The sequence below is a fragment of the Streptomyces sp. NBC_00775 genome (assembly GCF_036347135.1).
Taxonomy (GTDB): domain Bacteria; phylum Actinomycetota; class Actinomycetes; order Streptomycetales; family Streptomycetaceae; genus Streptomyces; species Streptomyces lutosisoli.
The window spans coordinates 255,578-268,976 of record NZ_CP108938.1; the positions used below are offsets into that span (position 1 = coordinate 255,578).

11 protein-coding genes and 2 pseudogenes are annotated in these 13,399 nt (G+C 69.1%); 8 read left to right on the forward strand and 5 right to left on the reverse strand.

All coding sequences use genetic code 11. From position 1 onward, the window contains the following. Window positions 1-288: 288 nt before the first annotated feature. A complete protein-coding gene (locus OIC96_RS01305) occupies window positions 289-1,203 on the reverse strand; it encodes an NmrA family NAD(P)-binding protein (RefSeq protein WP_330309743.1) in 915 nt (304 codons plus the stop codon). A gap of 102 nt (window positions 1,204-1,305) precedes the next feature. On the opposite strand from OIC96_RS01305, the gene OIC96_RS01310 reads away from it, so the two are divergent. Next, window positions 1,306-1,938 carry a TetR/AcrR family transcriptional regulator gene (locus OIC96_RS01310; RefSeq protein WP_330309742.1) on the forward strand — a complete coding sequence of 211 codons (633 nt, stop codon included), beginning with the start codon at window positions 1,306-1,308 and terminating at the stop codon, window positions 1,936-1,938. 118 nt (window positions 1,939-2,056) lie between these two features. Here the strand turns inward: OIC96_RS01310 and OIC96_RS01315 are convergent. Further along, a pseudogene (locus tag OIC96_RS01315) lies at window positions 2,057-2,185 on the reverse strand (IS110 family transposase); the annotation flags it as partial. A 272-nt stretch (window positions 2,186-2,457) separates the two neighbouring features. Here OIC96_RS01315 and OIC96_RS01320 point away from each other — a divergent pair. Beyond that, window positions 2,458-2,751: a hypothetical protein gene (locus tag OIC96_RS01320; RefSeq protein WP_330309741.1), complete on the forward strand. Its 294-nt coding sequence runs from the start codon at window positions 2,458-2,460 to the stop codon at window positions 2,749-2,751. After that, window positions 2,748-4,430, forward strand: a complete 1,683-nt coding sequence (locus tag OIC96_RS01325; protein WP_330309740.1) for a C1 family peptidase — start codon at window positions 2,748-2,750, stop codon at window positions 4,428-4,430. Before OIC96_RS01320 ends, OIC96_RS01325 begins: the two co-directional genes overlap by 4 nt. 111 nt (window positions 4,431-4,541) lie before the next feature. Here the strand turns inward: OIC96_RS01325 and OIC96_RS01330 are convergent, their stop codons facing one another. Then, a complete protein-coding gene (locus tag OIC96_RS01330) occupies window positions 4,542-5,420 on the reverse strand; it encodes an alpha/beta fold hydrolase (protein ID WP_330309739.1) in 879 nt (292 codons plus the stop codon). A 114-nt stretch (window positions 5,421-5,534) separates the two neighbouring features. Between OIC96_RS01330 and OIC96_RS01335 the strand changes: the two genes are divergently transcribed. Further along, window positions 5,535-7,511: an AfsR/SARP family transcriptional regulator gene (locus tag OIC96_RS01335; protein WP_330309738.1), complete on the forward strand. Its 1,977-nt coding sequence runs from the start codon at window positions 5,535-5,537 to the stop codon at window positions 7,509-7,511. Between the two features lie 173 nt (window positions 7,512-7,684). Here the strand turns inward: OIC96_RS01335 and OIC96_RS01340 are convergent. Then, a pseudogene (locus tag OIC96_RS01340) lies at window positions 7,685-7,804 on the reverse strand (aldo/keto reductase); the annotation flags it as partial. Between the two features lie 112 nt (window positions 7,805-7,916). Beyond that, on the reverse strand, window positions 7,917-8,948 hold the full coding sequence (locus tag OIC96_RS01345; protein WP_330309737.1) for a LacI family DNA-binding transcriptional regulator: 1,032 nt from the start codon (window positions 8,946-8,948) through the stop codon (window positions 7,917-7,919). Between the two features lie 379 nt (window positions 8,949-9,327). On the opposite strand from OIC96_RS01345, the gene OIC96_RS01350 reads away from it, so the two are divergent. Genes OIC96_RS01350 through OIC96_RS01365 form a run of 4 tightly spaced genes read left to right on the forward strand, consistent with a single transcriptional unit; the run spans window position 9,328 to window position 13,164 of the window. Beyond that, window positions 9,328-10,347: a sugar ABC transporter substrate-binding protein gene (locus tag OIC96_RS01350; protein WP_330309736.1), complete on the forward strand. Its 1,020-nt coding sequence runs from the start codon at window positions 9,328-9,330 to the stop codon at window positions 10,345-10,347. A gap of 5 nt (window positions 10,348-10,352) precedes the next feature. Next, complete coding sequence (locus OIC96_RS01355; RefSeq protein WP_330309735.1) at window positions 10,353-11,423, forward strand: ABC transporter permease; 1,071 nt, start codon at window positions 10,353-10,355, stop codon at window positions 11,421-11,423. Window positions 11,424-11,428: 5 nt separating this feature from the next. After that, on the forward strand, window positions 11,429-12,307 hold the full coding sequence (locus tag OIC96_RS01360) for an ATP-binding cassette domain-containing protein (protein WP_330309734.1): 879 nt from the start codon (window positions 11,429-11,431) through the stop codon (window positions 12,305-12,307). Then, window positions 12,304-13,164 (forward strand): sugar phosphate isomerase/epimerase family protein, encoded by an 861-nt coding sequence (locus OIC96_RS01365; RefSeq protein ID WP_330309733.1) that lies wholly within the window; start codon window positions 12,304-12,306, stop codon window positions 13,162-13,164. The genes OIC96_RS01360 and OIC96_RS01365 overlap by 4 nt, the downstream gene beginning before the upstream one ends. Window positions 13,165-13,399: the final 235 nt, after the last annotated feature.

Sequence of the window (13,399 nt, forward strand, 5' to 3'; positions counted from 1 at the left end):
TCGCCGGGTTTATCGCGTGCGATTACGCGGCTGACCGCGTCCTGCCAGCCCTTGTCCGCCAGGAAGTTGAGTCCGCCGCAGGCACTATCGCAAAGATGGACTGGCTCGACGAAGAGCATCTCACCCTGGACGCCGTTGGCCAGGCGGAGCTCAACCACTGGCTTGCCTCCGGCCCTCGACGTCGGCATGACATCCGCTGCTTCCTGACCTGGGCCCACCAGCGCGGCCTAACAGAGCGCCCATCGCCACCTCTTGAGTACCTGCTTCCGAAGCCGTCAGTAATGATCTTCAGGAGATCTGGTCGAGCAGTTCCTGACGGTGTGCGGTGGCCCAGGACTCTAGATGGATGGGCTCTCGGCCGAGCAGCTCCTGGACCGTACTGGTGGTGACCGCGGAGTAGTCGAAGCGGCCCTCGTAGGTCTGTCGCGCCCAGGTCAGTGTGCTGGCCGCGTATGCGGCGTCCATGTTGGCGGGCGCGGTGTCCAGCCCGGCATCGATCATGCGTTGCAGATCGTCCGGGGTCAGGACCAGCGCGGGGATCTCCCGTCCGAGGGCGGCGGAGAGGGCCTCGGCCACCTCGGTGCCGTTGAGGAGATCGGCCGACAGGTAGTAGTCCTTGCCCGCGTGCGTCTCGGGGCCTTCGGCCAGGACCTTGGCCACGACCGATGCGATGTCGTCACCGGCGATCCAGCCGACCTGCTTGTCGCCCATCGGCCACACCATCTGGCCGTCGCGCAGCCGGTTGATGCCCAGCAGGTTCTCCATGAACACGTGCGGATGCACATTCGCCCAGGCCAGCTTGGAGCCGGCGATGTAGCGCTCCACCAGTTCGTGCCACGCGAAGTGCGGGTCGGTGGAGCGTTTGTCGCTGAACACGCCCAGGTGCACCACGAAGCTGACGCCCGCGTCCTCGGCGGCGTCCACCAGGGTCTTGGTCTGGTGGTTCATCGCCGAGGTGTAGCCGGTCATCAGGAATACCCGGTCGATGCCCTCCAGCGCGCTGGGGAAGGTGTCGGGGTCATCGAGATCAATGCGGACCGCTTCCTTCCCCTCCTTGATCCACTGCTCGACGGTCGTCTCGCTGCGTGAAGCGCGCACCGGGACCGCTTGGCCGGGTGTCGTCTCCAGCGCCTTCACGACCGCCGATCCGGTGCGGCCGGTGGCGCCCAGGACCAGCACTCGCGGGGTGTCTGCGTTCCGCATCCGTCTCTCCCTGCCTCATACGACAGCAATCACTTTCGCATGACTCGATAGTGGTTGCTGTCGTATGCTCTGTCAAGTCGACGCGAGACCGGAGGAAGAATCGTGCGTACCTGGGCGGAGAACGACCCCAAAGCGCGCCTGATGGCACGCAAGCGCGAGGCGATCATCAACGCCGCCCTCACGGCCTTCCTGGAAGAGGGGTACGGCGGAAGCTCGGTCAACCGCATCGCCGCGAGCGCAGGCGTGTCCATCACCACCCTGTACCGGCACTTCGACAGCAAGGACGATCTCTTCGTCGCCGTCATCCAGGAGGCCTGCGACACTTCCGCGCAGACCGCGGACCCGGATTGGCTGAACCTGCCGCCCTTGGAAGGCCTGACGGAAGCAGGCTGCGATCTTCTCCAGCACATCCTGTCCGAGCAGCAGTTGGCGCTGTTCAGGGTGGTGGCGAGGGACGCACAGCGCTTCCCCGAGCTCGGCCACCGCTACCAACAGGAGATCCTCGGAGACCGCATAGCCCTGTTCAAGCGCCACCTGTCCCACTGGCCGGCGGGACTGCGCTCCAAGGTCAGCGACCCCACACGGGCCGCGCACGTCTTCTCCGCCCTCCTCCAGGCAGAGATCGTGGACACCGCCCTGCTCGGCGGACCGGTCCCCGACTCGGCGGCCATCCGAATCCGTTCCCAGGAGGCAGCGAACGACCTGCTGGCCCTCGCCGAGGCCGGACGCCTGTAGGGGCGGCGCAGCCCTATCCCTCCTGCGAGTGACGCGCTGATGCGCCGCTGACGGCCGAGGCAGCCATGCTTCCTCTAGGTGAGCATCTGTCAGGTCTGCTCCGCCCACCTCTCCAGTCAACGAGCTTCAGGAGTTCCGGCTCGTCCTTGGCGACGCGGCGGGACAGCAGCGTGTCGCCGCTCTCGTCGAGTACCGGACAGTGGTGGTGGGTCGTGCCGCTGTCGATGCCGGCCCAGATCCGGTTCATCGCGCTCCAAACGCTCATCCCTGCAGGATCCATGCCACAGACGACCTCACCGGCATGGCCTTATACAGCGATCATTCTGGAGTGAACGCCGTCCTCCCGGCCGGGGCGTACCGGCCGTACGCCGGGTGCACCGTACCGCCCCGGTGCGGAGGTTGGACTTCGCAGCCCTGCTGCTACGTCATCAAACTGCCTTGCTTGACGGGGAGTTGGAACGATCCTCCACTGCCCCGTAGGGGCGACGGGCCGTCCGCCGCCGTGGAGGGGGAGTTCCCGTGAGCACGCCCGCGCACGCACCACAGACGGTCGGTGAACTGCGCCGTCTGCTGGACGAGTTGGGCAATCCCTGGACGGTCGATCCGGGGCTTGCCGACGACGATCCGCTGCCCGACCCACCGCGAGGCGCCTTGAAGGAGGACGAGGTACCCGCGGAAGTGCGGCTCGCGGCGCTGCCCGAGGACGTGGACCTCGGCGACCTGATCAGCTCGCAACCGCCCGCCAACCCGGAGCTTCGCGCCCGCTGGCGGGAAGTCGGGCTCCTGCCACCGGAGGAGGGGGACGCGTCATGACCAACGTCGACTGGCGCTCGCGTTTCGGGCGCGGCTGGATCACGAGCGTACGCAACCAGGGCGGCTCGCAGAACTGCTGGGCGTTCGCCACGACGGCCCTGTACGAGGCGATGATCCGCATCGAGCATCTGCTGTGGACCCGCCGCTCCGAAGGGGATCTGGCACGGGGCACCGGCAAACAAGCGTGGGACCTCGGCAACATCGGCGAGGGCACGATCTTCGTCGAACGGTACGGACTGGCCGACCCCGACTGCTTCCCGTGGGGCGAGGCGGCGTCGCTGTACACGTCCAAGCCGCACGGCGCCAACCTGCAGGCGACCCCGCTGTCCACCACACCGGACCGCTCGGGCCGCACCATGCGCATCGCCGCCGGCGCGACCGTCACGCTCACCGATCCCGCGCAGAAACGCCAGTGGATCGACCTGGTCGGACCGATGGCCGTCATCTTGGTACCGCCCGCGGACTTCGGCAGCCTGCGCGACGGCATCTACATGCCCACCACCAGCGCCCTCGGCGGCGCACACGCCCTGCTCGTCGTGGGCTTCAACGACGACGAACGGTACTGGATTGTGAAGAACTCCTGGGGCACCGCCTCCTGGGGCGTGGATGGATTCGGCAAGATCTCGTACGACGCCGGACTGCTGGAGAACGTGGGGTTCACCGGGCTGCGCGGCACCAATCCCGACCCGTGGGCGAAGCGGCGGCTGCGCAACGGGGTCCTCGTCCAGGGCGGCAACGGCGCGCTGCGCAACAACTTCGAGCTTTTCGTCAAGGCAGGCGCGAACATCGACCACTGGTACCGGGAAAACGCCGACTCCAAGACACCCTGGGCGCGCGTCGGCACCGTACGGTCGACCGACGTGTGGCGGGACACGTTCCACGACGACGCCCTCGACTTCCCGGCCGCGGTGCAGAGCTCCTTCAACCGGGACTTCGAGCTCGTCTACCGCTCCAACTACCGGAAGCTGCGCCACGTGTACTACGACCAGGCCGGGGGCCTGTGGAACGACGCGACGCTTCTCGGGCCGCAGGACCCCATCGGCATTCCGGGGTTCGTGCAGAGCAATCGCGGCGCTCCCGGCGACTTCGAGGTCGTCGCGGTCACCGGCGATGGCCGCGCCCACCACCTGACCAAGCACAACAGCACACCGTGGACCCGCACACCGGGCGAATGGTACGAGCAGCAAACGTTCGGCTCCGGCATAGCCTTCAGCGGCCCCTCGCTCGTCCAGAGCAAGCTCGGTGTCACCGCGTCGCCCGAGAACGGGCAGGGTGAACTCCACTACGTCTGCACGCTGTCCGGCGGCGGGATGGCGCACTTCCGCCGCGCCTCCGCCGCGGACGGCTGGACCCAGCTGGGCACGTTCGGCCAGGACACGACGGAGGCGCCCTGCCTCGTCGAGGGCACCTACGGCGCCGGCAACGAGATGGGCGTCGGCAACTTCGAACTGTGCGTGCCCGTCGCGGGCGGGCACATCGAGCACTGGTGGCGCTACAACGCCTCCCCCGGCCCATGGAACCGCTCGGCAGTCTTCGGCAGCGACGTCCGCCGCGTCCTCGGCCTCCTGCAGAGCACGTACGCCACCAACCTGGAGCTGATCGCAGAACGCACGGACGGCCGCTGCCAGCACTACTGGAGGGACGGTGCGGGCTGGCACGCGGGGGCGATCATCACTTAGCTCGACTCTGTCGGGGATCTTCCCGGGCAGGCGGGCAAGCGGGCGTTGGCGCCGGACCATGCGCCGGACCATGCGCCGGCGCTGCCCTGGCGCCGCTCCCGGCCTCGGTCCTCAGCGGGCGAGGAGGTCTCGAAGTGCCTTGGCAATGTCGGCAGGGGCTTCTTCTGCCATGAAGTGGCCGCAGGTGACGGTGGTGTGCCGCAGATCCGGTGCCCAGGCGCTCCACAGGGCTGCCGCGTCGAAGCCGAGGGCAGCGCCCCAGTCCTGCTGGAGCACGGTGACCGGCATCCGTAGACAGTTGGCGGCGTCCCGGTCGGCCTGGTCGTGGTCGACGTCGATGCCGGCGGAGGCGCGGTAGTCGGCCACGATCGAGGGCACCGCGTCGCGGCAGGCGTCCAGGTAGGAGGAGCGGACGTCGGCGGGGATCGCCTGCGGGTTGTAGGTCCAGATGTCGAGGAAGTGGCCGAAGAAGGCGTCCGGGCTGGCGGCGATCATCTGCTCGGGCAGACCAGGGGGTTGGGCCATCAGGTAGAGGTGGAAGCCGACGGCGGCAGTGACACCGCGCATCGCCTGCCACATGTCCAGCGTGGGGAGCACGTCGAGGCAGGCCAGGTGAGTGATCGTCTCGGGGTGGTCGAGCCCGGCGCGGAAGGCGACCAGGGCCCCGCGGTCGTGCCCGGCCAGCGCGAAGTGGTCGTGCCCCAGCGCGCGGGTCAGGGCGACGATGTCCGCAGCCATGGTTCGCTTGGCGTAGGTGGTGGCGTCGGTCTCGGCGGGCTTGTCGCTGGCGCCGTAGCCGCGCAGGTCGGGGCAGATCACGGTGTGGTCGGCCGCGAGGTCGGCGGCGACATGCCGCCACATCAGGTGGGTCTGCGGGAAGCCGTGCAGCAACACGATCGGGGAGCCCGAGCCGGAGACGGCCGCGTTCAGCGAGACGCCGTCGGCGACGGGAACGCACCGATACTCGAAGCCGGCGATGGCAGGCGTCATGATTTCGCCCTTTCGTAGGTGACCAGGCGCCTCAAAGCCTGCTGGACGCGGATGAGCATCGAGTGAGCGCGCTACCGTGACCAGGGGCGATGCCCCCGGAAAGGGTGGTCAAGGGTGCGGGTGGCGTTCGGGGTGCTGGGGCCGGTGGTGGCTTGGGACGGTGCCAGCGGTGCGATCGCGTTGAAGGGGCCGAGGCACCGCGCGGTGCTGGCCCGGCTGATCGTCGCTCGCCGCCGCGTCGTCCCTGTGACGCGTCTGGTCGAGGACCTGTGGGAGGACCCGCCCGCTGATGGGGCAGGTGCGGTGCGCACCTTCGTGGCCGCGTTGCGCCGTGCGCTGGAGCCGCAGCGCCCGCCCCGTGCTCGGGCCCGGCTGCTGGTCACCGAGGGCTCGGGGTACGCGCTGCATGCCGAGCCGGGCGGGGTTGACGCCTGGCGTTTCGAGCAGGCGGTGGCCGCTGCCGCGACGCTGCCGCCCCAGGATGGGCTCGCCCGGCTCGAAGAGGCGCTGGGATGGTGGCGCGGGCCCGCCTACGCCGACTTCACCGAGGAGAGCTGGGCCCGCGCGGAGCGATCCCGCCTGGGCGAGCTGCGGCTGCACGCCGTCGAGCGGCAGGCCGAGGCCCGCCTGGCCTTGGGGCTCGCGGGCGAGGCGGTGCCGGATCTGGACGCGCATGTGACCGAGCACCCTTGGCGCGAGGACGCGTGGGGGCTACTGGCCCTCGCGCTGTACCGCACCGGCCGCCAGGGCGACGCGCTCGCGGTGCTGCGCCGGGCACGAACGCTCCTGGTCAAGCAACTGGGGGTGGATCCGGGCCCGGGTCTGCGCCGCCTGGAGGGGGACATCCTCGACCACGCAGACCACCTCTACCCCGCTTCCGGGCCCAGCGGTCCGGCGGGGCGGGTGTGGGCGCAGGCGGCCGCCGACTACGACCGAACCGTCGCATCTGGCGCTCGGGCGCGACTGGAGTCGACGGTGGGGTTGCTGCGCAGTCTCGCGGTGACCGGAGGCGAGGGCCTTCAGGCCGCCCGCCGGCACCGTTTGGCAGCCATCACAGCGGCGGAGGAGCTGGGCGACGCGGAACTGATCGCCCGTGTGATCGGTGCCTACGACGTCCCGGCGATCTGGACCCGCGTCGACGACCCGCAGCAGGCCGCGCGTGTCGTGGCGGCGGCCGAGCGCACCCTGGCTGTCCTCCGGCCGGGTGCGCACCCCGCGGCGCGGGCCCGCCTCCTGTCTACAATCGCCGTGGAGTCACGCGGCACCGGCTCGGCGCGCGGGCCCCAAGCCGCCCGGCAAGCGGAGCAGATCGCCCGCCGCTTGGACGACCCCACGCTGCTGGCGTTCGCCCTCAACGGCGTGTTCATGCAGACGTTCCACCGCGCGGGTCTGGCCCCGCGCCGGGACGCGATCGGCGCCGAGCTGGTCGACCTGTCTGCCAGGAACGGCCTGGCCACCTGGGAGGTGCTTGGACACCTCATCCGCCTCCAGGCCCGCAGCGCGCTCGGTGATTTCCCCACAGCCGACGGGCACGCGGCGGCGGCGGACCGCCTGGCCGAGCGTCATGAGCTGCCGCTGGTGGGCGTGTTCACCCAGTGGTACCGGGCACTGCAACTCGCCACGACCGGCACGGCATCGACGGCCGAGGTGGAGGCGGCCTACCAGGACGCCGCGGCGCGACTGAGCGGAGCCGGTATGCCCGGGCTGGAACGCGGACTGCTGCCGCTCGCCCTGCTGTCCCTGCGCCTGCAGCACGCACAGCCCGCCCAGGCCCACGAGCGCACCGACTGGGGACCCTACGAGCCCTGGGCCCGCCCCCTGGTGCTGCTGGCCCAACACCGCCCCGGTGACGTCACGGCGGTCCTGCGCCAGCTCCCGGAACCGCCCCGCGACCTGCTGTTCGAAGCCCTGTGGTGCCTCGCCGCACGGGCGGCGATCGCCGTCGGCGACCGGAAGACGATGGAGCGCGCCTACACCGAACTCACCCCCGCAGCGGCGGAACTGGCCGGGGCAGGCAGTGGCCTGCTCACCCTGGGCCCAGTGGCAAAGCACCTCAACGAACTCGCCACCGCCCTCAAGCATCCTCGGTGAGCAGATCGCACCACTCGTCCGTGCCTCATGACGCGGAACTCGCCACGCGCGGCGTCCTCGGAACGGCGCGGGCCGGGCAGAACCCGACCCGCGCGGCGGCGTGCGTGTCCTGCGCGCCTCCTCGACGACAGCATGCCGTGACCACCGCACAGGGTGGCATGAAGCAGAGTGCGCACCAGCTCGGCCATGGCTCCGACAGTCTCCTCGACGGGCGTAGCTGGGTCGACCCGGTGCTGGTGGTACAGGTCGATGCAGTCGGTGCCGAGTCGCTTGAGCGAGCCCTCGACCGCGGCCTTCACGGTGACGGCGGCTGCTGTGGCACGCGCCCCGCCTTGCCGTCCGCGGACCACAGGTGCTGGGCATCGGACACTTCACCTGCCGCCGGTTCAGAGCGGGCAGAGCGGGTCATATGGGCTCGGCTGTGGTGCCGCGTACGACGAGGTGCGGGGCGAGGACGACCTCGCGGGGCTCGGTGCGGCCCTGGTCGAGGCGTTCGACGGCGGCGGTCACCGCGTGGCGGGCCTGTTCATCGGCGCTCTGGCTGACGGTGGTCAGATTGAAGCAGCTCAGACGGGAGAGGGCGTCGTCGTCGTAACCGACCACGGACACCTCCTCCGGGACGGCGACACCCGCACGGGAGAGGGCGGCCAGGACTCCGATGGCGGCCTGGTCGTTGAACGCGACGACGGCGGTGGGCAGTTCGCCGCCGTCGAGGAGGTGGCGGGCGGCACGTTCGCCCGCGGCTTCGGTGTGGTCTCCGCGCAGGACACTGATGTTTGCGTCGAGGCCGTGGCGGCGCATGGCGGTGCGGTAGCCACGGCGGCGATCGGTGGCGATGACGCCCTTGCCGCCGTCGACGTAGGTGATCGCACGGTGCCCGAGTGTCACCAGATGCTCGACGATCTGGCCGACCCCGTCGTCGTCCGCGGTGCGGACGACGTCCAGGTCGGCGTCGGCGATCCGGCGGCCGACGGCGATGACCGGTGCCTTTCGGTCGAGGGCGGCGAGCGTGTCGGCGGGGGCGGTCGGTCCGAGCAGGATCAGGGCCTCGCTGCGGAAGGCGAGCAGTGTCTCGACGGCGGTGTGCTCGCCGCGGGTGCGGGTCTGGGTGCTGAGGACGAGGTCGTAGCCGACGTCCTCGGCGGCCGTGTGCAGATGCTCGACCAGTTCGGCGTGGAAGGGGCTGTGGATGTCGACCATGACGCCGAGCAGCCGGGTGCGCCTGCTGGCCAGCAGGCTGGCGGTGCGGTCGACCTGGTAGCCGAGCTCGGCGGCGGCTTTCAGGACGCGTTGCCGGGTGCGTTCGCTGGGACCGGATACGCCGCGCAGTACCAGGGAGACGGACGCGGTGGACACGCCTACGCGGGCGGCCACGTCCTCCAGCCGGGGGCGTTTGTTCGCACCGTCCCGACGCCGCTCGGAACCGACGTCGTCCACTTGCACCTCCCGGTACATCTCCTCGCGCAACTCCCTTGACACGTTCGCGAAACAAGCCGATAGTACCAGAACTTAAAGCGCTTTAAATTGTCCTGTTGTACCGACCAAGTCAGCCAGGCCGGCTCGGGAGGTCGGAGGCCGAACGACGCCGCCGTCCTGGGCGCCGGGCTTCCTGATACGTGCCGGGTCACCGTCGACGACGCCCACAAGGCGCCCATCCGCCGCCGGACCCGCCGAACCGGATTCAGCCTCCCGCCCCTGCTCCCGCGCCCGTACCCACCGCGGCCGCCGCCATCTCCCCAGCCGGCTGCCGGCAGTCGGCAGCCGCGGATCACTGTCCACCACCCCATCCCCGTTCGCACAGCGAGGTGCATGAACCATGAAGCGCACTCCCCTCCCCCGTTCCCGCAGAATCGCCCCCGCCGTGGCCGTGGCCGCCGCGGCCGCGCTCACCCTCGCCGGCTGTTCCAGCGGCTCCGGCGGCAAGAAGGCCGAAGAGAGCGGGGCCGCCGCCTCCGCCGGCAAGGCCAACACCCCCCGCATGACGATCGCGATGGTCACCCACGCCCCCTCCGGCGACACGTTCTGGGACACCATCCGGAAGGGGGCCGAGGCAGCCGCCGCCAAGGACAACGTCAAGCTCATCTACTCCAACGACGAGACCGCGGGCGACCAGGCCAACCTCGTGCAGAACGCGATCGATCAGAAGGTCGACGGCATCGCCGTCACCCTCGCCAAGCCGGACGCCATGAAGGCCGTGGTCGCCAAGGCGGAGAAGGCCGGCATTCCGGTCGTCGGCTTCAACGCCGGCCTGTCCGACTGGAAGAAGCAGGGCCTGCTGTCGTTCTTCGGCCAGGACGAGTCCGTCTCGGGCCAGGCACTCGGCACCAAGCTCAACACCACCGGCGCCAAGCACACCCTGTGCGTCATCCAGGCCCAGGGCGACGTCAACCTCGAAGAGCGCTGCGCCGGTGTGAAGAAGACCTTCAGCGGCAAGACCGACATCCTCTACGTCAACGGCACCGACATGCCGTCGGTGAAGTCGACGATCACCGCCAAGCTCACGCAGGACAAGTCCATCGACGAGGTCGTCACACTCGGCGCCCCGTTCGCCCTGACGGCCGCGCAGTCGGCGTCCGAGGCCGGCAGCAAAGCGAAGGTCGCCACCTTCGACCTCAACAAGGACCTCATCTCCGGCATCGAGAAGGGCAGCATCCAGTTCGCGGTCGACCAGCAGCCCTACCTCCAGGGTTACCTGGCGGTCGACTCCCTGTGGCTCTACAAGACCAACGGCAACTACAGCGGCGGTGGCGAGCAGCCGATCCTGACCGGACCGGCCTTCGTCGACAAGTCCAACGTCGACGCTGTCGCCAAGTTCGCCGCGAAGGGCACCCGGTGACGAAGATGACCCAGCAGGCTGAGCCGGCGGTGACCATACCGCCGGCCTCCGGCCCCAAGGAGACCGACGGGCGGACCGCGCAGCGCTCCCTGGCGCTGCGGCTGCTCGCCCGGCCCGAGGTCGGCGTGTTCCTCGGCGCGGTCGCCGTGTTCGTCTTCTTCCTCATCGCGGCGCCGGCGGTGCGCTCCGGCAGCTCGATGGCGACGGTGCTCTACCAGTCGTCGACGATCGGCATCATGGCGCTGCCCGTGGCCCTGCTGATGATCGGCGGCGAGTTCGACCTGTCGTCCGGCGTCGTCGTGATCACCTCGGCGCTGACCGCGAGCATGCTCAGCTACCAGCTGACCATGAACGTCTGGATGGGCGTGATCGTCGCGCTCGTCGTGTCCCTCGCGATCGGCGCGTTCAACGGCTGGATGATGGTCCGCACCGGGCTGCCGAGCTTCCTGGTCACCCTCGGCACCTTCCTGATCCTGCAAGGCGTGAACCTCGCGGTCACCAAGCTGATCACCAATAACGTGGCGACCGACGACATCAGCACCATGGACGGCTTCGACCAGGCGAAGAAGGTCTTCGCCTCGTCCTTCGACGTCGGCGGTGTCCAGGTGAAGATCACCATCGTGTGGTGGCTGGTTTTCGCGGCCATCGCGACCTGGGTGCTGCTGCGCACCAAGTACGGCAACTGGATCTTCGCGGTCGGCGGCAACCAGGACAGCGCCCGCGCGGTCGGTGTGCCGGTGACCTTCACCAAGATCACGCTGTTCATGACCGTCGGTTTCGGCGCCTGGTTCATCGGCATGCACCAGCTGTTCTCCTTCAACACCGTGCAGTCGGGCGAGGGTGTCGGCCAGGAGCTGATCTACATCGCCGCGGCAGTGATCGGCGGCTGCCTGCTGACCGGCGGCTACGGCTCCGCGATCGGCCCGGTCTTCGGTGCCTTCATGTTCGGCATGGTGCAGCAGGGCATCGTCTACGCCGGCTGGAACCCCGACTGGTTCAAGGCCTTCCTCGGCGTGATGCTGCTCGGCGCCACGCTCATCAATCTGTGGGTCCGCCGCACGGCGACCCGGAGGTGACCCACATGACAACCACCAACGGAGCTGCTCCGCACGGAGCCGTCCTCGCCGACGCCCCGTCCCGGGAGGACAGTCCCGTCGTCGAACTCCGCAACGCGGGCAAGTCGTACGGCAACATCCGCGCCCTGCACGGCGTCGATCTGAAGGTCCACCGCAGTCAGGTCACGTGCGTGCTCGGCGACAACGGCGCCGGCAAGTCGACCCTCATCAAGATCATCTCGGGTCTGCATCAGCACACCGAGGGCGAGTTCCTCGTCGACGGCGTCCCGGTGCGCTTCAGCACCCCGCGCGAGGCCCTCGACAAGGGCATCGCCACCGTCTACCAGGACCTGGCCACCGTGCCGTTGATGCCGGTGTGGCGGAACTTCTTCCTCGGCTCCGAGATGACCAAGGGCCCCTGGCCCGTGCGCCGCCTCGACATCGCCCGCATGAAGCAGACCGCCGACGAGGAACTGCGCAACATGGGCATCGTCCTCGACGACCTCGACCAGCCCATCGGCACCCTCTCCGGCGGCCAGCGCCAGTCCGTGGCCATCGCCCGCGCCGTGTACTTCGGCGCCCGCGTCCTCATCCTCGACGAGCCGACCGCCGCCCTCGGCGTCAAGCAGTCCGGAGTCGTCCTCAAATACATCGCCGCCGCCCGCGACCGCGGTCTCGGCGTCATCTTCATCACCCACAACCCGCACCACGCCTACATGGTCGGCGACCACTTCAGCGTGCTCCGCCTCGGCACCATGGAGCTCAGCGCCGACCGCAACGAGGTCAGCCTCGAAGAGCTCACCAACCACATGGCCGGCGGCGCCGAACTCGCAGCACTCAAGCACGAGTTGGCGCAGGTACGCGGCGTCGACGTCGAGGAACTCCCGGAAGGCACAGTCACGTGAAGATCGCCCTCGACCCGTACATGATCCGCAACGTCCCGCTGCTCGAACTGCCCGCCGTGGTCGCCGAGTTGGGCTACGAATGGATCGAACTCTCCCCACGGGAGGACTTCATCCCCTTCTTCCGGCACCCACGCGTCGACGACGCGACCGTACGGAAATTCCGCAAGGCTCTCAACGCGGCGGGCGTCGGCATCTCCTCCCTGCTGCCGCTGTTCCGCTGGTCGGGTCCGGACGAGGCCGACCGGCAGGCCGCGGTGCGCTACTGGAAACGGTCCATCCAGATCGCGGCGGACCTCGGGGTCGACAGCATGATCTCCGAGTTCAACGGCCGCCCCGAGGCGGCCGACCGCTCGGAGGCCCAGTTCTGGAACTCCCTCGACGAACTGCTCCCGCTCTTCGAACGCGAAGGCATCCGCCTCACCCTGGAGCCGCACCCCGACGACTTCATCGAGAACGGCCACGACGCGATCAACCTGATCCGCGGCATCAACAACCCGGCCGTCAGCTTCCTCTACTGCGCCCCACACACGTTCCACATCGGCAACGACGCCCCCGGCATCATCGCGCACGCGGGCGACCTGCTCACCCACGTCCATCTGGCTGATGCCTTCGACCACACGGCATCATCCGGCAACCGCTACATCCTCAATCCACCGGGCACTCCCGCCCGCATCCACCAGCACCTCGACATCGGCCAGGGCGAGGTCGACTTCGACGGACTCTTCCGCGAACTGCGCACCAACAACTTCGACGGCACCCTGACGGCCTGCGTCTTCGCCTGGGAAGAACGGGCCAAGGAGTCCTCCGTCTTCATGCGGAAGACGATCGACGCATACCTGGCCGGTGGCCGGCCCTGACGGTGCCGCCATGCCGTGAGCGGCCCGTGTGGACGCCTCACACGGGCCGCCGGCCCCTTCGTCGCACCGCCGATCCGCGTCGGCCAGAGTGCGGTCACCAGAATCGCGAAATCTCGCAATAACAACCTATTGACATGACATATCAGCGCAGGCATCGTACTCCGCTGAAAGTTCCTTTAAAGCGCTTTAAATCCAGTTAGCCCCCGGAGTCTCCGGAGCGAAGGGAAACCGCGTC

Coding starts and splice junctions, on each gene's coding strand:
- OIC96_RS01305 (WP_330309743.1), bottom strand. CDS start 1,203: ATGCGGAACGCAGACACCCCGCGAGTGCTGGTCCTGGGCGCCACCGGC.
- OIC96_RS01325 (WP_330309740.1), top strand. CDS start 2,748: ATGACCAACGTCGACTGGCGCTCGCGTTTCGGGCGCGGCTGGATCACG.
- OIC96_RS01330 (WP_330309739.1), bottom strand. CDS start 5,420: ATGACGCCTGCCATCGCCGGCTTCGAGTATCGGTGCGTTCCCGTCGCC.
- OIC96_RS01350 (WP_330309736.1), top strand. CDS start 9,328: ATGAAGCGCACTCCCCTCCCCCGTTCCCGCAGAATCGCCCCCGCCGTG.
- OIC96_RS01355 (WP_330309735.1), top strand. CDS start 10,353: ATGACCCAGCAGGCTGAGCCGGCGGTGACCATACCGCCGGCCTCCGGC.
- OIC96_RS01360 (WP_330309734.1), top strand. CDS start 11,429: ATGACAACCACCAACGGAGCTGCTCCGCACGGAGCCGTCCTCGCCGAC.